This is a genomic window from Pseudomonas sp. NBRC 111140, from assembly GCF_001320885.1.
Taxonomy (GTDB): Bacteria; Pseudomonadota; Gammaproteobacteria; order Pseudomonadales; family Pseudomonadaceae; genus Aquipseudomonas; species Aquipseudomonas putida_P.
Window position 1 is genome coordinate 57,213 of sequence record NZ_BCBQ01000011.1, and the last position, 19,494, is coordinate 76,706.

General features: G+C 65.7%; 14 protein-coding genes. 11 read left to right on the plus strand and 3 right to left on the minus strand.

Translation table 11 applies throughout. The features are described from left to right. Positions 1–10: 10 nt before the first annotated feature. The 3 genes from APH42_RS05825 to APH42_RS05835 form a co-directional block, all read right to left on the minus strand. Positions 11–1,198 (minus strand): LLM class flavin-dependent oxidoreductase, encoded by a 1,188-nt coding sequence (locus APH42_RS05825; protein WP_060492920.1) that lies wholly within the window; start codon positions 1,196–1,198, stop codon positions 11–13. Between the two features lie 73 nt (positions 1,199–1,271). Then, positions 1,272–2,003 (minus strand): class II aldolase/adducin family protein, encoded by a 732-nt coding sequence (locus tag APH42_RS05830; RefSeq protein ID WP_060492921.1) that lies wholly within the window; start codon positions 2,001–2,003, stop codon positions 1,272–1,274. An 18-nt stretch (positions 2,004–2,021) separates the two neighbouring features. Continuing rightward, positions 2,022–3,083: an ABC transporter substrate-binding protein gene (locus APH42_RS05835; RefSeq protein ID WP_012272962.1), complete on the minus strand. Its 1,062-nt coding sequence runs from the start codon at positions 3,081–3,083 to the stop codon at positions 2,022–2,024. Positions 3,084–3,373: 290 nt separating this feature from the next. On the opposite strand from APH42_RS05835, the gene APH42_RS05840 reads away from it, so the two are divergent. The 11 genes from APH42_RS05840 to APH42_RS05890 all read left to right on the plus strand — a co-directional run bounded on the left by APH42_RS05840 (position 3,374) and on the right by APH42_RS05890 (position 19,450). Next, complete coding sequence (locus APH42_RS05840) at positions 3,374–4,606, plus strand: acyl-CoA dehydrogenase family protein (protein ID WP_012272963.1); 1,233 nt, start codon at positions 3,374–3,376, stop codon at positions 4,604–4,606. Between the two features lie 92 nt (positions 4,607–4,698). Further along, the gene (locus APH42_RS05845) at positions 4,699–6,474 is read left to right on the plus strand and encodes an ABC transporter ATP-binding protein (RefSeq protein ID WP_060492922.1); all 1,776 of its coding nucleotides are present in this window, start codon (positions 4,699–4,701) and stop codon (positions 6,472–6,474) included. After that, positions 6,467–8,314, plus strand: coding sequence for an ABC transporter ATP-binding protein (locus APH42_RS05850; protein WP_012272965.1), 1,848 nt, complete (start codon positions 6,467–6,469; stop codon positions 8,312–8,314). The genes APH42_RS05845 and APH42_RS05850 overlap by 8 nt, the downstream gene beginning before the upstream one ends. Positions 8,315–8,614: 300 nt before the next feature. Continuing rightward, positions 8,615–9,763 carry an LLM class flavin-dependent oxidoreductase gene (locus tag APH42_RS05855; RefSeq protein ID WP_060492923.1) on the plus strand — a complete coding sequence of 383 codons (1,149 nt, stop codon included), beginning with the start codon at positions 8,615–8,617 and terminating at the stop codon, positions 9,761–9,763. Between the two features lie 19 nt (positions 9,764–9,782). Continuing rightward, entirely contained in the window at positions 9,783–10,847 is a 1,065-nt protein-coding gene (locus APH42_RS05860; protein WP_012272967.1) for an ABC transporter substrate-binding protein, read from the plus strand. Continuing rightward, positions 10,844–11,902, plus strand: coding sequence for an ABC transporter substrate-binding protein (locus APH42_RS05865; protein WP_060492924.1), 1,059 nt, complete (start codon positions 10,844–10,846; stop codon positions 11,900–11,902). Before APH42_RS05860 ends, APH42_RS05865 begins: the two co-directional genes overlap by 4 nt. A gap of 204 nt (positions 11,903–12,106) precedes the next feature. Beyond that, entirely contained in the window at positions 12,107–14,350 is a 2,244-nt protein-coding gene (locus APH42_RS05870) for a TonB-dependent receptor (RefSeq protein ID WP_012272969.1), read from the plus strand. A 117-nt stretch (positions 14,351–14,467) separates the two neighbouring features. After that, a complete protein-coding gene (locus APH42_RS05875) occupies positions 14,468–16,915 on the plus strand; it encodes a TonB-dependent siderophore receptor (RefSeq protein WP_012272970.1) in 2,448 nt (815 codons plus the stop codon). A gap of 219 nt (positions 16,916–17,134) precedes the next feature. Next, a complete protein-coding gene (locus APH42_RS05880; RefSeq protein WP_060492925.1) occupies positions 17,135–17,887 on the plus strand; it encodes an ABC transporter permease in 753 nt (250 codons plus the stop codon). 10 nt (positions 17,888–17,897) lie between these two features. After that, positions 17,898–18,653 carry an ABC transporter permease gene (locus APH42_RS05885; RefSeq protein WP_012272972.1) on the plus strand — a complete coding sequence of 252 codons (756 nt, stop codon included), beginning with the start codon at positions 17,898–17,900 and terminating at the stop codon, positions 18,651–18,653. A gap of 11 nt (positions 18,654–18,664) precedes the next feature. Then, positions 18,665–19,450, plus strand: coding sequence for an ABC transporter ATP-binding protein (locus APH42_RS05890; RefSeq protein ID WP_012272973.1), 786 nt, complete (start codon positions 18,665–18,667; stop codon positions 19,448–19,450). The last annotated feature ends 44 nt before the right edge of the window (positions 19,451–19,494 follow it).

A 19,494-nucleotide genomic window follows, 5' to 3' on the forward strand; every position in this document is an offset into this window, starting at 1 on the left:
CACCCTCTCCTTACGCCGGTTGTGCCACGGGCGGCTTGCCGGCCGCAGCCAGGCGCGGCACCTCGAAGCCATGGTCCAGGTCCAGCAGCGGGAACAGCAGGTCAGCCACCCGGTGCGCTTCATCGATCAGCGGGAAACCCGAGAGGATGAATGCCGACGTGCCCTGGGCCTCGTACTCACGAATGCGCTCGGCGACCTGCTCGGCGCTGCCAACCAGGTAGGTGCCGGCAGCCGGGCCGAGGATGTTGAAGCCAAACAGGCTGGGGCCTAGCCAGACATTGGGGTAGATCTCCAGTTCGCGGGCCGTGGGCAGGCGCCCGGCGCGGATGCTGTCGAGGTTGCGCTGAATGCGCGGGTCGTCGCTGACGTAGCTGTCGAAGGTTTGCCCCGGCGGCAGCTGGCGCTCGATGGCAGCACGCGCGGTGGCCAGCGAGGTGCGCTGCAACAGGCGCTCGGCGTGGGCCCAGGCTTCTTCTTCGGTCTCGCGCACGATCACCTGCAGGCGGGTGCCGTAGGTCAGCTCACGGCCGATCTTCGCCGCCTCGGCCGCCACCCGGCGAAACTTGTCGCCGAGCTTTTGCGGGGTGTCGGCGAAGCTCAGGTAGATATCGAGCAGTTGCACCGAATGGGCCACGCCCGGCGCCGACGTACCAGCGCCCCACAGCGGGATGCCAGGCGTTTGCTTCGGTGGGTGCCAGCCGCCCAGCGGGTGATGGGCGGCAGCTGGCGAACGGGGTGAAAGCTTGACGTAACGGCCGTCGTAACCCGCGGTGTCTCCGGCGTAGAAACGTTGGAAGGCGCGCCAATACTCCAGACTGAAGTCGTAGCGCTCATCGTGCGGATAATGCACGCCCAAGGTGGCCAGGCCAGCGTCGTTGCCGTTGACCACGTTGAACAGCAGACGGCCGTTGGAAAACTGGTCGAAGGTGAGTGCCCATTTGGCCAACACTGCTGGCGACAGCTCGCCGGGGTGCTGGGCGACCAGGAAGCGCAGGCGCTGGGTGGCGTCGATCAGCGCTGCCGACACAGCCAGGCTTTCGTTGGGGCTGGAGCCGAGCAGCGAGCCATAGTAGCCCAGGCGGTCAGCGGCGATGGCCAACTGCTTGAGGTGCTCGAAATCGGTGTGCCAGCGGCCTTCGGGCTCCCAGGGATAGGGGCCGTCGGGGGTGGTGAGGTACCAGAGGATCTTTACTGCCATGGGGTGAGTCCTTGTTTCAGGTAAGAGCGGCCTTGTGTCGCGACAGGGGCGCGCAGCGCCCCCAGCGATCTGCTCAGCTACGTCGATCGATGCCAGGCACCAAGCCCAGCTCGGTAGCGCGCTCATACAACCCGCTCATCTTCCACTGCTGGGTCAGCACCCCCGGCCCATAAGGCCGCGACCCACCCAAGGCGTCCGCCAACAGCTGAATCTGCGCGCCCTCCTCCAGCAACAGGATGAACTCCGCCGTGGCCCGCAACCCCTGCTTGCCCCACACCGTGGCGCCGCCGTTGGCTTCCAGGATCGCCAGGTTGAACGGGTTCTCGACGATCTTGTCGAGAATGAAGTCCACCTCGGCCTGGCGCCGGTCGATGTACACCGGCAGCTCGCGGGCCAGTTGGTAGCGCTGCACCGGCACATAGTGGAACGGCAAGGTACGGTGGGTCTGGGCCCAGGCGCCGAGGTACGGGCTGTGCACGTGTGACACGGTGGTGATGTCGGCGTGGGTCTGGAACAGCTTGGTGTAACGGCCCAGGCCACCTTTGCCCTTGCCGACGATGACGTTGCCGGAAAAGTCGGTCACCGTGGCCTGCAGTGGCTTGTGGTGGTTCCACGGGCCGCCGTAGTTGACCGCTACCAGCAGTTCTTCACCGGGCACCCGCTCGATAAAGCCGACCGTGCCATTGGCTGTGATGGTGTTGGTTTCGCGAAAGACGCTGAAGGCCGCTTGCGCTTCGGCCACCACCTGGTCGATGAAGGTTTGCAGTTCGGCAGTGATGGGGCGTTCGTTGATCAGTACGGTCATGTTCAATCTCCGGTCAGGTCAGGCGCGGCGCTGGGCCAGCAGTTCATGGGCAGCTTGCAGGGGCCGCGGGTCGACCCAGTCGGCGATGGCGAAGTCGGCTTCGAGGAAGCCGTGCAGGTAGAGGAAATCTTTTTGTGTGCCAAGGAAGGCCAGGCGCTGCTCGGACAGGTCTGGCGCCAGGGTGGTGTGGAAATCGCCACGGTAGGCGTCAGCCACGCCTTGGCTGCCAGCGCGGGTTTCTTCTTCGAGGATGCGATTGAGCGCGGCACGGTTGCCGGCTGCCCATTCGGCAGCACGCAAGGTCTGAGCAAGGAAGCGCACCACCAGGTCAAAATGGTTGTCGAGCAGGCGCTGGTGCACGGTGATCGGGCGCGGTGTACCGTTGTTGATGCGGTGGCGTGGGTCGGGCAGCAGGTCGAGGTCGACGCCGACCACCAGGCCCAACCGGCGTGCCGCATCAGCCGCTGCCGCGCCCTTCACGTACACCGCATCGACGTCACCGCGCGCCAGGTACTCCAGCCCCGACCACAGCCGTTGCAGGCCCAACTGCGGGGTGGCGGCGTCGGCCTGGTCAAGCAGAGCCACTTCCACCAACTGCACGTCATCCAGGTGCAGGCCAGCCGAAGCCAGGGCGCCTTTGTAGCCGTGCAGGCTCATGGCCCGAGCGATGCTGCCGGGGCGGCTGTCGCCCCAGGCCGGCAGGGCCAGGCGTTTGCCGCGCAGGTCGGCGGCGCTGCGAATACCGGAGTCTGGGCGGACCAGAATGGTTTGCCATTCCTCGATCCAGGTCAGGCCGATCAGCCGGCTGGGCGAGCCTGCAGCGCGCGCCGCCAACGCCGGCACGTTGCCGCCTTCGCGCAGCAGCCCAGGCAGCTGGTGATCGTAATGGTGATGGCCCAGCTGGCGGGCCTCCTGCAAGGTCGAGACCGGCAGGCCGTCGGGGGCGAACTCTTGTTCCAGCCAGCCGAGCTTGTAGGCGATGCCAGAGGCGGTAGGCACGGGGCAGCGGGTGAACCAGATGCGCTCCAGGGCGGACGGGTCGTCCGCCAGGCGTTTTGCGGTGGGGGTTGCGAGGGTCATGGGGAGGCTCCTTGGGCGTCGTGCAAGCACCATTGCAGTGTGCGTGCCAACCGCTAGAAGCCTTGATTTACGTGGGGTTGGCTGTTGTGACAGGGCGCATGGTGCTGGATTGGGAGCAAGATTGCGGGTGGGGTGCTGCCAGATCAGCAAGGCGCCTGCTGCTGGGGCAGCAAAAAGTTGTAGAGACCGCGCAGGATGGGGCTTGAAGAGGGGGTGGCAAAGATATTGCTCAAGGGCTTGGGACCGCGCCAAGGCGCACTGGCCCCTTCAGACCTACCCGAGACCTCTTCATGAGCGCCATAGAACCCTCCCCCGCCCGCCGCCTCACCAGCGAAGCTCAAGCCATCGAAGCCGCCCGCCAGGTTGCTGCACAAATCGCCGAGCTGGCCGCCGACCCGCGCAACAACGGCCAGCTCCCCCACCGCCAAGCCGAGCTGTTATCCAGCAGCGGCCTGACCGCCATCGCCGTGCCGGCCGAATTCGGCGGCCTGGGTGCCTCGGTGCAGACCGTGGTCGAAACCGTGCGCCTGGTTTCCACCGCCGACGGCGGCGTCGGCCAACTGCTGCAGATTCACAACGTGATGCTGCGTGGCATCTTCACCGGCTACCCGGATGAAGTACGCGACCGGCTGATTGCCGACGTGCTGGCTGGCAAGCGCTTCGGCAATGCCCTGGCCGAAATCGGCGGCAAGAACAAGTTCGCCCTCAAGACCCGCGTCGAGCGCCGCGCCGACGGCCAGTGGGTACTCAACGGCAGCAAGTTCTACTCCACCGGCTCCTACCTGGCCGAGTGGATCTCGCTGACTGCCGCCAGCGAAGACGGCGGCGTCGGTGTGCTGCTGCACCGCGACACCCCCGGCTTGACCCTGGTCGATGACTGGCAGGCCTTCGGGCAGCAAAACTCGGTGAGCGGCACGGTGAAGTTCGACGATATCGTGCTCGACGAACGCTACCTGACCCGCCGCAGCGGGCCGATGAAACGCACCGGTCTGACCTTCCCGCAGATCCTCCACGCGGCCATCGACACCGGCATCGCCGCAGGCGCATTGCAGGCGGCGGTCGAGTACCTGCGCGAACATGCCCGCGCCTGGGTGGAAAGCGGCGTCGAGCGCGCCAGTGACGAGCCGCATGTGATTCGCCAGGTCGGCGAGTATGCCGTGGCGCTACGCGGCGCCGAGTCGGTGCTGCGCGAAGCGGCGCGGGTGTTCGACGAACACGAGCGCGATCCGCAGAACAAGGCGTTGCAGGATGAGCTGATCTTGTCGGTGGCTACCGCCCGTGCGCATTCCGATGCGGCGTCGCTGAAAATTTCCAGCGACCTGTTCTCGCTGCTGGGGGCCAGCGCTTCGCTCAGCAAGTGGAACCTCGACCGCTTCTGGCGCAATGCCCGGGTGCACACCACCCACGACCCGATCCGCTGGCGCCTGCACAACGTCGGCAACTACTACCTGAACGGGGCGGATCCCGGGGAGTACACGGCTGTGCTCAATGCCAAGGAGAACCAGGGCGCTACACGCCGCTGAAATGGGGTTTGGGCGGGGGGCGCTTTGCGCCCCTATCTCGACACAAGGCCGCTCCTACAAGGGGCGGCGTCGCATTCTGATCGAGCATTTACATGAACCACCCTCTTCTTCGGGCCTTGGCCATCTATCGCGAAATGCCTTGGCGCTTCGCCCTGGTCACAGCCTTGTACATTGCCGGCAACCTCGGCTTGGCCTGGCAACAGTGGCTGATCGGCCACGCGGTCGACGATGTCAGCCGCGGCCGCGCCGTACAGCGCCTGGCCGATGGCAGCCTGGACGCCAGCATAGCCTGGCACTGGCTGTGGCTGCTGCTGGCCATTGCCCTGGGGCGCGGCCTGTTGCAATACGCCGCCGCCGTGTTGTCACTGGTACTCAGCCAGGCCCTGCTCACGCGCCTGCGTGAGCGCATCCTCAGCCAGGTGCAGTACCTGCACCTGGGCTACCACTGGCGCCACGGCATGGGTGAACTGGTTACCCGCACCACCCGCGATGCCGACAAGGTGCGCGACGCGCTGATCACCTTCTGGCGGCAGATCATCGAAACGCCGCTGGTGGTGATCGCCGCCGTTGGCCTGTTGAGCTGGTACGACCCGCTGTTGGGCCTGGTGCCCTTGTTGCTGACCGGTGCCGGGCTGTGGCTGTTCGTGGTACAGACCGACCGCCTGGTCACCCTCGACCGTGCCGTGGGCGCCGCCTACGACCAGGTCAGCCAGGACCTGGCCGAAGGCATTGGTGGGGTGCGGGTAATCAAGGCCTTCGGCCTGGAAAAGCAGCGCATCGCCCGTTTTGCCAGCCAGGTCGAGGTGTTCACCGGCCATGCTCGCACCGCCCTCGCCTACGCCAGCTCGCGCATTCCGCTGCCGCAGGCGGTGGTGGCGCTGGGGCATGTGTGGATCCTGGTCTATGGTGCCCAGCGCGTGGCAGCCGGCGCGCTGGGCATCGGCGAGCTGGTCACCTCGCTGCTGGTGGCGACCACGCTGGTGTTCCGTATCGAAGGCATTGGCCGGGTGATGCAGACGTTTGCCGATGCCCGCGCCAGCGCCGAACGCATCTGGCAGTTGCTGGACGAGCACCCGGCCATCATTGGCGGCCATGCCGCCCTGCCCGCCGGGCCGTTGGGGCTGAAGCTCAACCAGGTACACGTCAGTGCTGCAGAAGCGGGCCGGCACATCCTGCACGACTGCTCGCTGACCCTGCGACCCGGCGAAGTGGTGGCGCTGGTCGGCGCCACCGGCACCGGCAAAAGCCTGCTGGCCAGCCTGCTGCCACGCCTGGCCGATGTGCAAAGCGGTAGCGTGCAGGTCGGTAGTGACAGTACCGGTTGGCATGACCTGCGCGACCTCGACCTGGCCGACCTGCGCCGCCGCGTGCAGGTACTGCCGCAGGAGAGCTTTCTGTTCTCTGACAGCCTGGCCGCCAACTTGCGCATGGCCGCACCGCAGGCCAGCGACGCGCAGTTGCGTGAAGCCTTGCGCCTGGCCGCCGCCGAGGATGTGCTGGAGCGCCTGCCACACGGCCTGGACACCCCGCTGGGCGACCGTGGCGTGACCCTGTCCGGCGGCCAGCGCCAACGCCTGTGCCTGGCCCGCGCGCTGCTTGGGGCACCCGATATCCTCTGCCTGGACGACGCCACCAGCGCCTTGGATGCACTGGGCGAACGCCAGGTACTGCACAACATCCGCCGCCTGCACAGCACAAGTGGCCAAGGCCCGACCTTGCTGCTGATCACCAGCCGCCTGTCCACCCTGCTGCTGGCCGACCGCGTGCTGATGCTGGAAAACGGCCGCATCGGTGCCTCCGGTAGCCATGCCGAACTGAGCACGCACAACGCCCATTACCGCGACCTGCTGGGGATCGACCATGACTGATGTGCAGCACACCCCTGCCAGCGATATCGACACCGAGCAACGCCTGGCCCGGCAGGCGCTGGACCGTGGCATGTTCCACCGCCTGCTGCCGCTGCTACGGCCTGTTCGCGGGCAGATCCTGGCAGTGATCGGCATCGAACTGCTGCTGGTGTTCACCGTGTTCCTGCGCCCGTGGTTCGTGCGCGAACTGCTGGACAATGGCCTGGTGCCCAGCGCCGACCACTGGCTGCTGGATGAGCGCCTGGTGCTGTGGTTGGGCCTGGGGCTGGCGGCGAGCTGGCTGGGGCGTTTTCTGCTGGCCGGGGTGTCGCAGTTCGTTGCCGGACGCGCTGCCATCGGCGTGCTGAACGCGCTGCGGGTGAAGGTGTTTGCCCATGTGCAGGCGCTGTCGGTGAGCTATTTCGACCAGACCCGCGCCGGGCGCATCATTTCCCGCGCCGACCGTGACGTGGATGCGCTGGAGCCGCTGCTGGTGCAAGGTCCGCCGGAGCTGCTGGGTGCCTTGCTGCGCTGCGGCCTGGCGGCGGTGATGCTGTGGCGCATCGAGCCCAGTTTCTTCTACAGCCTGGCCGCCACAGTGCCGCTGCTGGCCGTGGCCACCTGGCGTTTCAAGCGCGTGTCGCAACGCAACTGGGCCAAGGTGGCCGAACAACGCAGCCGCTTCACCGCGCACCTGGTAGAAAGCGTCAGCGGGGTGCGGCTGATCCAGCAGTGCGGGCAAGAGCAGCGCAACCAGGCGCGTTACCGGCGCCTGCTGGAGGACTTCAACCAAGCGCTGATTCGCGGCAGCCTGCGCGCCGGCTGGTTCGCCCCGTTCACCGCATTGCTGAGCACCACCGGCATGGCGGTACTGCTGCTGGTCGGCGCCCATGGCCTGGCCGAGGGCAAGGTGAGTGTGGGCCAGGTGGCCGAAAGCCTGTTCTACGTGTTCCTGTTCCTTGGGCCATTGCAGGAGCTGTCGGACCTGTTCGAGCGCTATGCCACCGGCAGTGCCTCGGCCCAGCGCATCTTCCTGCTGCTCGACACCCGCCCGCAGGTGCTCGACCCTCCGGTACCGCAGGCGCTGGCCCGTGCGCGCGGCCAGGTGGACTTCGACAGCGTCGGTTTTGCTTACGCACCCAACAGCCCCCGGCCTGTGATCGATGGGCTCGACCTGCATATCCGCGCCGGTGAGGTGCTGGCCATCGTCGGCCCCTCCGGGCATGGCAAGAGCACGCTGGTGCAGCTGCTGACGCGCTTCTACGAAGTGCAGCAAGGCGCCATCAGGCTCGATGGCATCGACCTGCGCGCACTGGCCCAGCACGATCTGCGGCGCAACGTGGGCGTGGTGTTGCAGGACAACGTGCTGTTCAGTGGCAGCATCCTCGACAACCTGCGCCTGGCCGCGCCCGACGCCGACGACGCGCAGTTGGTGGCCGCCGCCCGCGAGCTGGGTGCCGACGAAGTGCTGGAACGCCTGCCGCAGCGCTACCACACCGAAGTCGGCCCACTGGGCGCGCACCTGAGCCATGGCCAGCGGCAGTTGGTGTGCCTGGTGCGGGCGTACTTGGCCGACCCGGCGGTGCTGGTGCTCGACGAAGCCACCTCGGCGGTGGACGTGCACACCGAGCGGCGTATCCAGCGCGCCCTGCGTCGACTGTGCCAAGGGCGTACCGCAATCATCATCGCCCATCGCCTGGCGACCATCCGCGATGCCGACCGGATTGCCGTGGTGAAGCATGGGCGGGTGGTGGAGCAAGGGGCGCATGCCGATCTGATCGGGCGTAGCGGTGCTTATGCAGCGCTGTACGAAGCCTATCTGCGCAGCGCCGGGGAGGTTGCAACCGAAGCTGCGCATTAACGCTATCCCTGTAGGAGCGGCCTTGTGTCGCGATGGGCCGCAAAGCGGCCCCGGCAATCTTCGCGGCAAAGCTGGAGATCTGGGGCCGCTGCGCGCCCAATCGCGACACAAGGCCGCTCCTACAGGTTGATTTGCACTCGTGCTGCTACCCCAGCATCCATTGCTGGCGCACTGCTGCCACAGCAGCACCCCTCTCCCCGCTAGCGCCTCAATTCCCCGCCCCACAGGCCATGCGCCACGCATGGCACAGCCGTTGCACCACCCTCTCCATCCGCACACTCTCCCCCTTCAGGAGCCCCCATGACCACCGAATTCTTCTGGCGCCTGCCCTTGGGCACCGACGGCCCGCAGCTGTCCACCGACCGCCACAACCGTGGCAACCCTGTACACCGCCCCGGCAACATCGCCCCCGGTCGCCTGCCCGATGGCCAGGCCGACTGCTTTACCTACATCGACTACATCGCCCAGGTGGCCAAGGCCGCCGAGCTGGCCGGCTTCGAGGGGGCGCTGCTGCCCACCGGCCCGGAGCCGTGGATTGCCGCCGCCGCGCTGGCCCGCGAAACCCGCCGTATCCGCTTTTTGATCGCCTTTCAGGCCACCTGGACCCTGCCCGCCTATGCCGCCCAGCAGGCGGCCATTCTGCAAAACCTCAGCGGAGGGCGGCTGGACTGGAACATCATCACCGGCGGCAACCCGGCCAGCCAACGCGCCAATGGCGACTTCCTCGAACACGACCTGCGCTACAAGCGCACGGGCGAATTTCTCGACGTGATCCAAGGCCTGTGGACGCAAGACTCGTTCTCCTACGATGGCGACATCTACCGCCTGGAAAACGGCAGCCTGCCGCCAGGCCTGCAACACGAACGCAAACCAGGCGTGTACTTCTCCGGCTTTTCCGATGCCGCGTTGAACGTGGCCGCGCGCCATGCCGACGTGTACCTGAACTGGGCTGAACCGATCGACAAGCTCAAGCCGCATATCGAACGGGTACGCGAGCTGGCCGACAAACAGGGTCGCACGGTGCGCTTCGGCCTGCGCGTCGACCTGTTCGCCCGCGAAACCGAAGAGCAGGCCTGGCGCGAGCTGCGCCAGCAGTTCGAGCGCCTGGAAGGCAAGGCCAGCAGCACGGCGAAAAACTTCATCACCGGCTCCGACTCGGTCGGCGGCGCGCGCCAGGCCGCGTATCACCAGGGCTTGCAGGGTTTCGACGAACTAATCCTGGCACGCAACCTGTGGGCCGGCTTCGCCAAGGCCAAGCCTGGCCCAACCGTGGGCCTGGTGGGCAGCCACCAGAACATCGCCGAGCGCCTGGCCGAATACCGCGATGCCGGTTTCAGCACCTTCATCCTCGCCGCCAACCCGCACCTGGAAGAAGCCCTGCGCATCGGCCAGGAAGTGCTGCCGCTGGTGCAACAGGCCACCCCTACCCTTTTGCAGGCCAGCGCCTGACCCCGACCGGAGCCCGAACATGAGCCAACCCCTCGATACCTTGTGGTACACCCGTTGTCCGGTGCCCACGGGCCTTGGCATTGCCGTGCAGCAAGGCTGGCTGCAGGAGGACCTGGCCAGCCTTGGCACCCAGGTGCAGTCGCTGCGCGAAGCCGAGCAGCAGGCAGTGCGTGAATCGCACTTTGACCACAGCCTGCTGAACTCGGTACGTCATGGCGGCAGCATCCCGGCCATCTGGGCCCGCGCCCAGGGCCGCGATACCCGCGTGATCGGCCTGTCGTGGGCCGATGAGGCGCAGTTGATCCTGACCCGACCAGACAGCGGCATCCACACCGTCAAAGACCTCAAGGGCAGGCGCTTCGGCCTGCCCGACTGGGCTGCGGCGCAAATCGACTTCACCCGTGCCCAGGCCCTGCGCGGCCTGGAAAACGCCTTGAAACTCGAAGGGCTGCAAGTGGGCGACGTAGCGTTGGTCAACTACCGCTACGACGGCACCTTCAGCGACCGCCCAGTGCGCAACGTGGCCGGCACTCCGGTATCCAGCACCCAGAGCGAAGGCCGTAACCTGGAGCTGGCCGGCCTGCTGCGCGGCGAGGTGGACGCGATCTTCCTCAAAGGTGCCAGCGCCGTGCAACTGGCCCACGCCTTTGCCCTGCGCACGGTGATCGACACCGGCAGCCACCCCGACCCGCTGATTCGCAGCAACAATGGCACACCGCGCACCCTGGCGGTGGACAGCCACCTGCTGGCGCAGCACCCGCAGGTGGTGCACACGCTTCTTGGCTCGGTGCTGCGCGCCGAGCGCTGGGCCCATCAGCACCCGGATGAAACCCGCCGCTACCTGGCGCGGGAAACCAACAGCAGCGAGTACTGGGTGCAAGTGGCCTACGGCACTGACGCCCACCTGCGCCTGAGCACCCGCCTGGACGATCAGGCCATTACCGCCTTGCAGGACTTTGTCGAGTTCCTCGAACGCTGGCGCTTCATCCCGGCGCGCTTCGAGGTGCGCGACTGGATCGCCCAGCAACCACTGGACCAGCTGCTGGCCCCCACCTCCATGGAAAGGAAACCCGTTACCCCATGACCAAGCCCCTGGAAACCCTCTGGTACACCCACAGCCCGGTGCCCACCGGCCTCGGCATTGCCGTGCAGTCGGGGCGCCTGGCTGAGGCCTTTGCGCCGTTCGGCACCAACATCCAGTCGCTGCGCGAATCCAGCGAACGCGAGGTGCGCGAGGCCCATTACGACCACCACCTGCAGAACTCGGTGCGCCACGGCGGCAACATCCCGGCGATCTGGGCCTATGCCAGCGGCGTCGATACCCGCGTGCTGGGGCTGTCGTGGAGTGATGAGGTGCAGCTGATCCTCACCACCGAAGAAAGCGGCGTACGCAGCATCCGCGACCTGAAAAACCGTCGCTTCGGCATACCCAAGTGGGCCAACGTGCAGATCGATTTCACCCGTGCCCAGGCCCTGCGCGGGCTGGAAAACGCCCTGAAGCTCGAAGGCCTGGCCGTTGCCGATGTCGAATTGGTCGACTACCCCTACGGTGGCACCTACAGCGACGACGCCAAGCAGCACCTGTATGGCACCGAAGTGAGCCTTGACACCAGCCGCTTCAGCCGCCGCAACAACGAGCTGATCGGCCTGCTACGGGGCGATATCGACGCCATCTTCCTCAAGGGCGCGCATGCCGTGCACCTGGCCCATGAGTTTGGGCTGCGCGTGGTGGTGGATACCGGCAGCCACCCCGACCCGCTGATCCGCAGCAACAACGGCACCCCGCGAACGCTGACCGTGGACCGGCACTTGCTGGAGAACCACTTCGATGCCAGCCGCACGCTGGTCGACACGGTGCTGCGCACCGAGCAATGGGCCTGGGCCAACCCGGAGGAGACCCGGCGCTTTCTGGCGCGTGAGCTGAACACCAGCGAGTACTGGGTGGCGGCGGCCTATGGCGACGATGCGCATCGGCGCTTGCGCACAACGCTGGACAGCCGCTCGATCGGGGCGTTGCAGGACTTTACCGAGTTTCTGTTCAGGTGGGGGTTCATACCCCGGCGCTTCGATGTGCGGGAGTGGATTGATTTTCGCGTGCTGGAGAGTGTGATCGGTTCGACGTCGCGGTTGGCAGTTTGAGATTTTGGGGCCGCTAAGCGGCCCCGACAATCTGAGCCCCACCACTGCTGCCCCAGCAGCACTCGCCCAGCACCCCACTGCTGCCCAATCTGCAACACAGCCCAATAATTCAAATAAAATCTTTATTTTTCAATAACTTAACAACATGGCACAGTCCCTGCTCTAGCTCTCCCCAACAACGCTTTACATACGGGGAGATTCACCATGCACCAACGTCATCCACTGGCCCGCCAGATCAGCCTCGCGCTGCTGTTGGCCGGCACCGGCAGCCAAGCTATCGCCGCCGACGAAAACAATAAAAACGAACCAGCCCTGGAAACTGTCACCGTCACCGCCCAGCATCGCGAACAGACCTTGCAGGAAGTCCCGGTCGCCGTATCGGCCATCAAAGGCACCAGCATCACTGCCGACGGTGTGCGCTCGATGGGCGACATCACCACCTTCGTGCCCAACGCCTCGGCCAAGAACCCCGACGGCGACGGCCGCCCGCGCTGGTACATCCGTGGCCTGGGCACCGGCGACACCGGTGCGGCAACGGTCTACCCAGTGGGCATCTACGCCGATGACGTGTACCTCAACGCCCCCATCGCCGGTGGCGGGCCGTTGTTCGACCTGGAACGCATCGAGATCCTGCGTGGGCCGCAAGGCACCCTGTATGGCAAGAACACCACTGCCGGTGCAGTGAACGTGATCTCGAAAAAGCCGACGTTCGACACCGATGGCTATGGCACGGTCGGCTTTGGCAGCAAGAACGAGCGCATCGTCACCGGTGCCATTGGTGGTGCGCTGGTGGATGAAAAACTGGCCGGGCGAGTAGCGCTGTATTCCGAAGAACGCGACGGTTTCCAGAACAACGACTTCGACGGCAACACTTATGGCGACGTGAACAAAAAGGCCATCCGCCTGCAGTTCCTGGCCCAGCTCAACCCCGACCTGGACGCCCTGCTCAAGCTGCACAGCCGCCAGTTCAAAGGCGACGGCAGCAATGGTTCGCTGCCGGTGGGCCGCTACTACAACGTCGGTTACGAACGCCCGCAGGGTCGCGACATTTCGCTGAACGTCAACGAAGACTACCGCCTGGACCACGACGGCGCCTCGCTGACCTTCAACTGGTACTTGGGCGACTACACGCTGACCTCGATCAGCGCCTACGACTACATCCGCAACCGCTCCACCAGCGATGCCGACTACACCCCCTACGAGGTCAACGGCGCGGCCATCACCGACAACAGCTACCGCCAGTGGTCGCAGGAGCTGCGCCTGGCCTCGCCGGAAGACCGCCCACTGCACTGGTTGGTGGGCGCCCACTACTTCCATGAAGACCTGGACAGTTCTGCCCAGCGCATCGTCACCCCCGGCCCCACGCCCAACGGTACCGGCTCGAACCAGGTGGGCACTACCGCGTTCCGCGACCTGGGCTACGATCACCGCACCGACAGCTACGCGCTGTTCGGCAACTTGACCTATGACTTCACCGATGACTTCAGCGTGACCGGCGGCCTGCGCTGGACCCAGGAGAAAAAGGACATCGACCTGGACCTGGTGCAGTTGACCCGCGCCACGGCCAACGGCCCGCTGATTCCACTGGGCGGCGTAGGCACCAACGGCAACCGTCAGGAAGACAAGACCTGGGAAGCCTGGACCTACGACCTGACCCCCGAGTACCGCATCAACGACAACCTGCGGGTGTTCTTCCGCTACGCCCACGGCTTCCGTTCGGGTGGCTTCAACACCGGGCTGTCGACCAGCCTGGCGCAGTTGACCACGGTCGACCCGGAAGAACTGGATGCCTACGAACTGGGGCTGAAGTCGGAGTGGTTCGACCGTCGCCTGACCGTCAACGCCAACCTCTTCTACTACGACTACTCCGACATCCAGGTGAACCTGCTGACAGTGAACAGCGGCGTACTCACCACCGCACTGACCAACGGCGCCAAAGGCAAGGTCAAGGGCGCGGAGCTGGAGGTCGAGGGCCAGCCGACCGAGCGCCTGCACCTGCGCGCGGCGGTGTCGTTCCTGGACACCGAGTACACCGATTTCAAGAACACCAACCCCACCACCGGCGCGGTAACCGGCGACTACAGCGGCAACAGCTTCGTGCGCTCGCCACGCAACGTGGTGTCGCTGGGTGCCGACTACACCATCCCGCTGGAGGTCGGCGGCAAGCTGGTGGCCGGTGGCGACGTGAGTTTCCGCGACAAAGAGTATTTCCTGGCCGACCGCCAGAGCAGCGCCGACGAAACCCTCAGCCAGCCCCACTACACCCTGGCCAACGCGCGGCTGAGCTGGTTCAGCCATGACGACAAGCTGAGCGTGACGGGCTTCGTCAACAACCTCACCGACCGCCGCTACCAGGTGCATGGCCGGCCCAACGGCACTGCCGGGCAGTACGTGATCACCTACGGCGACCCACGCACCGTCGGGCTCAGCGTTACCAGCCGCTTCTGATTGAAAACCATTGGGCTGCTGCCACAAGGAGCCCGCGCTCCCTCTGTAGGAGCGGCCTCGCGTCGCGATGGGCTGCGCAGCAGCCCCAAGGCATCACGCCGTATAGAAGGATTACCCATGCCCCACCACACCCCCCTGGCCAGCGCCATCGCCCTGGCCATCGCCGGCCTCGCCATGCCCGCATTCGCCGCCGAACCCAACGACCGCCTCGACACCGTGGTCGTGGTCGGCACCCATCGCAGCGACGTCACCGCCCTGCAAAGCGCCGCGCCAGTCGATGTGCTGAGCGGTGAAAAACTTCAGGAAACCGGCGCCAGCGACCTGTCCGCAGCGCTTACCGCGCTGTCACCCTCGTTCAGTTTCCCGCAGTCGCCCCAAGGCGCCTTTGCTGGTTCCATTGCCCAAGGCGCCTCGCTGCGCGGCCTGGCCTCGGACCAGGTACTGGTACTGGTCAACGGCAAGCGCCGCCATACCAGCGCCAACGTCACCCGCCAGGGCCTGGTCAACGCCCGTGGTGCGGCAGCAGTGGACCTCAGCCTGATCCCGCTGTCGGCCATCGAACGGGTGGAAATCCTGCGCGACGGCGCCGCTGCGCAATACGGTTCGGACGCCATCGCCGGGGTGATCAACATCGTGCTCAAGGAGCGCGACGAAGGCGGCAACGCCGGCTACCGCTTCGGTGGCTACAAGAAAGGCGACGGTCTGCAGCGCAAACTCAGCGGTTGGAAGGGCTTTGCCCTGCCCAACGACGGTTTCCTGACCCTGGCATTCGACGCGGGCAGCCAGGACCCGGCCAGCGACACCCGCGACGACAACCGCCTGTTCTACCCAGGCTCCACCAGCATCGACACCCCGCGCGAGCAGAACAACCGCTACCGCAACTGGCGCTGGGGCTCGGGCAATGTCTCGGACCAGTACAACTTTACCGCCAACGCTGAAATGGGTTTGAGCGAAGGCTTGAGTGCCTATGGCTTCGCCACCTATGCGCACAAGAACACCGACGCCGAGAACTTCTTCGACCCGCCGACCACGTTGCGCAACAACTACGGCAGCGTAGCCCTGGCGCGCTACCCGGACGGCCGCCTGCCAGTCACCCGCTACGGCCTGGAAGACTTTGCCGTCACCGGCGGCCTGCGTTTTGAAAACGAAACCCTGGGCAACTTCGACCTGGCGCTGAACTACGGCGACAACCGCGTCGATTCCACCGACCACGACGCCATCAACCCCAGCTGGGGCACCGCCAGTCCGTCGACCATCTACACCGGCCGCCGCGAAGCCGACCAGACCAACCTGACCCTGGACTGGACCCGCGACTTCGCCAACGCCTGGCTGTTCAAGCCGCTGACCGTGTCCGCCGGGCTGGCCTGGCGCCAGGAAAACTACGACCTCAGCGAGGGCGACGCCGCCGGCTGGTCCAACGGGCCACTGTTCAACACGATCGACCCTGTCACCGGCCGGCGTATCCCCGGCTACTACTCGGGCATCACCCAGGTCGATGCGGTGTCGCTGGACCGCCGGGTGATCGGCGCCTACTTCGATGTCGAAGCCCAGGTCACCGAGAAATTCCAGGCCGGTGTGGCGGTGCGCAGCGAGCACTATTCGGACTTTGGCGACACCACCAACGGCAAGTTGTCGCTGCGTTACGACTTCACCCCGCAGATTGCCGCGCGGGCTAGCGCCAGCACCGGCTACCGCGCGCCTTCACTGGTGCAAAGCGGGCTGTCGTCGTTCAGCGTGCAGGTGGTGGAACAACCGCCGGGCAGCGGCAACTGGGTCGAGGTGCAGCAACGCACCCTGCGCGCCGACAGCCCCGAGGCCGCCTTGCTTGGCGGCAAGGCGCTGAAGCCGGAAGAGTCGACCAACTTCTCCGTGGGCCTGGTCTGGCGGCCACTGCCAAACGCGTCGGTCACACTCGATGCCTACCGCATCGACATCGACAACCGCATTACCTTGTCCGACCAGTTGCCGGCTTCGGTGGTCGGCCCGATCTTCGCCGGTACGCCCTACGCAAACATCCAGAGCGCGGCGTTCTACAGCAACATCGCCGACACCCGCACCGATGGCTTCGAGCTGGCCGGCCACTACCAACTGGACCTGACCGGCTGGGGCCGGTTGGACTTAAACGGCGGCTACGCGCGCAACAATACCCGCATCACCGGCCTGGACGACGTGGGCGGTATCCCCGGCAACCAGATCATCGGCCGCAACACCCAGGGCCTGATCGAGGACGGTACGCCCAAGGACAAGCTGACCCTCAGCGCCAACTGGCTGTATGACGGCTGGAGCGTCACCGTGGCCCAGCGCCGCTATGGCGAGTGGAAGAACCGCAACGCTGCCAACCCGACGCTGGACCAGACCTTCAGCCCGCAGTGGGTGACCGACCTTGACGTGTCATACCGTTTCGACCTGGGCCTGACCTTGTCGGCGGGTGCGATCAACCTGTTCGACAGCCACCCGGACAAGCTCAAGGGCGCACAGCTGTATGGCGTACCGAAATACTCCATCACCAGCCCGGAGGGGGCGCAGGGGGCGTTCTACTACACCAGTGTGAGTTACGATTTCTGATCTGATACCGCGCTGGCTTCTTCGCCGGCAAGCCCGCGAAGAAGCCAGCACCGATACTGCTGAATGACTGCTGCTCAAGCAGCATATCGCTGCTGCTCAAGCAGCATATCGCTGCTGCTCAAGCACCACACTCGACCTTCAGCCTCGCAATCCGGGGCTTTCTCCGCCTGGCACAGCTCTTGCGATACCCCGGTATCCTCTGTTTATCCAAGGCCAGCCATGCGCGTGCTCTCGTCCCTTTCCTGGTTCATCTCACCCCTGGCCCTGCTCACCCTCTGGGCGGCGGTGGCCAACGCCGGGCTGTTTCCGGCCAACCTGCTGATCCCGCCACTGGAGGTATGGCACAGCCTCACCGACCTGCTGGCCACCGGCGAGCTTCAGGAACACCTGGCCGGCAGCCTGTCGCGGCTGGCCCTGGGCTTTACCGGTGGTGCCCTGGCAGGCCTTGCCTTTGGCGCGGCGCTGGCCCTGTCGAAAACCGTGGAGGCCTACTGCGCCCCACTGTTCCATACCTTGCGCCAGGTGCCCAGCATCGCGCTGATCCCGATGTTCGTGCTGCTGTTCGGCGTCGACGAAACCTTCAAGGTGGTCATCGTCGCCAAGACTGCGTTCTTCCCTGTGGCACTGGCCACCTGCGAAGGCATCCGCGCGATCCCGCGCAGTCATTTCGAAGTGGCAGCGGTGTACCGCTTGCGCTGGCCCACGCTGGTAGGTCGGATTGCCCTGCCCGCTGCTGTGCCGGCCATCGTCACCGGTATTCGCGTGGCCCTGACCCGCGCCTGGGTGGTGCTGGTGGCCTGCGAACTGCTGGCGGCCGACAGCGGCCTGGGGCAGATGATCGAGATGGGCCGGCAGATGCTACGCATCGATGTGGTGATGGTCGGCGTGGTACTGACCGGGCTGATCGGCTTTGCCCTGGATTTCACCTTGCGCCGTGTGGAACGGCGCCTTTCTGCCTGGCAAAACCGCTGAGGAGGATGAGATGAAACTGCAGAACATACGTGGCCTGGTGTTACCGCTGTTGCTGCTCGGTGCATGGGAATATGCCTCGCGCCAGGGGGCGGCTGGTGCCTATGCCTTCGTGCCACTGGCCCAAGTGGGCACGGCACTGACCGAGCTGCTGGGCAGCGGTGAATTGCTGGTCAACCTGTGGGCGAGCCTGCTGCGCACCTGCAGCGGCCTGGCCATCGGCATTGTCGGCGGTGTCGGCCTGGGGGCACTGATGGCCCTGTCCGCACCGGCCAACCGCCTGATCGCGCCGCTGTTCCATGCCCTGCGCCAGGTACCGATGCTGGGCTGGATCCCGCTGATTGCCTTGTGGCTCGGTAATGGAGAAGGCGCCAAGCTGTTGATCGTCAGCCTGGCGGCGTTGTACCCCATGGTGCTGAACACCTTCGAAAGCCTGCGCCAGGTCACTGCCCAGCACCGTGAAGCCGCGCAGGTACTGATGCTCAGCCGTTGGCAGCAACTGTGGTTGATCCTGCTGCCGGCGGCTCTGCCTGGCATTGCCGCCGGGGTGCTGCAGGCCTTGGCCTTCGCCTGGGTAACTTCGGTGGGCAGCGAACTGTTCCTGTCCGCTGGCGCCGGCCTTGGCAGCCTGATGATGAATGCCGAAGCCACCGCACGCATGGAGATCATCGTGGTCTGCGTGCTGTGCATCGGCCTGAGTGGCTACCTGATGTCCTGGCTGTGCACCCTGCTCACCCGCCGCCTGCTGCGCTGGCGCACCAACCATTGAAAGGCCCAACCATGAACGCCATCGCCCACGCTTTACCCACCACCGCCAGCACTGGCGCGCTGACCATTCGCGGCCTGAACAAAGCGTACCCGCTCAAAGGCAAGCCGGTACCGGTGCTCGAAGGCATCGACCTGGCCATTCGCCCTGGCGAATTCGTCAGCATCCTCGGCGCCAGTGGCTGTGGCAAATCCACCCTGCTGCGGCTGATTGTCGGGCTCGATCAGGACTACCAGGGGCAGATCCTGCTGGACCAGCAACCCGTGCGCGGGCCAGGCCTGGAGCGCGGCATCGTGTTCCAGGACCACCGCCTGTTCCCTTGGATGACCCTGCAGCAAAACATTGCCCTGGCCTTGAAAAACCATGCGCTACCGGCGCTGGAGAAGAACCGCCTGGTGGCCGAGCACATCGACCTGGTGGGCCTGAGTGGTTACGAGCAGGCCTACCCGCACCAGTTGTCCGGCGGCATGGCCCAACGCGCGGCGATTGCCCGTGCCCTGGTGAACAAGCCCAAGGTGCTGTTGCTGGACGAACCGCTTGGCGCCCTGGATGCACTGACCCGAGTGCGCTTGCAACAGGAGTTGCAGCGCATTTGGGTACAGGAGCGCTGCACGGTGATCATGGTGACCCACGACATCGAAGAAGCGTTGTACCTGGGCGACCGGGTGATCGTCATGGATGCACACCCAGGGCGCATTCGCGAGGACCTGCGTATCGACCTGCCGCACCCGCGCCAGCGCGATAGCCAGGTGTTGCAGGGGTACAAGCAACGGTTGCTGGGAGAACTGGTGGGGCAATGAGCCGGGGGCCGCTGTGCGGCCCCCGGCCTTTGACACCAACAGCT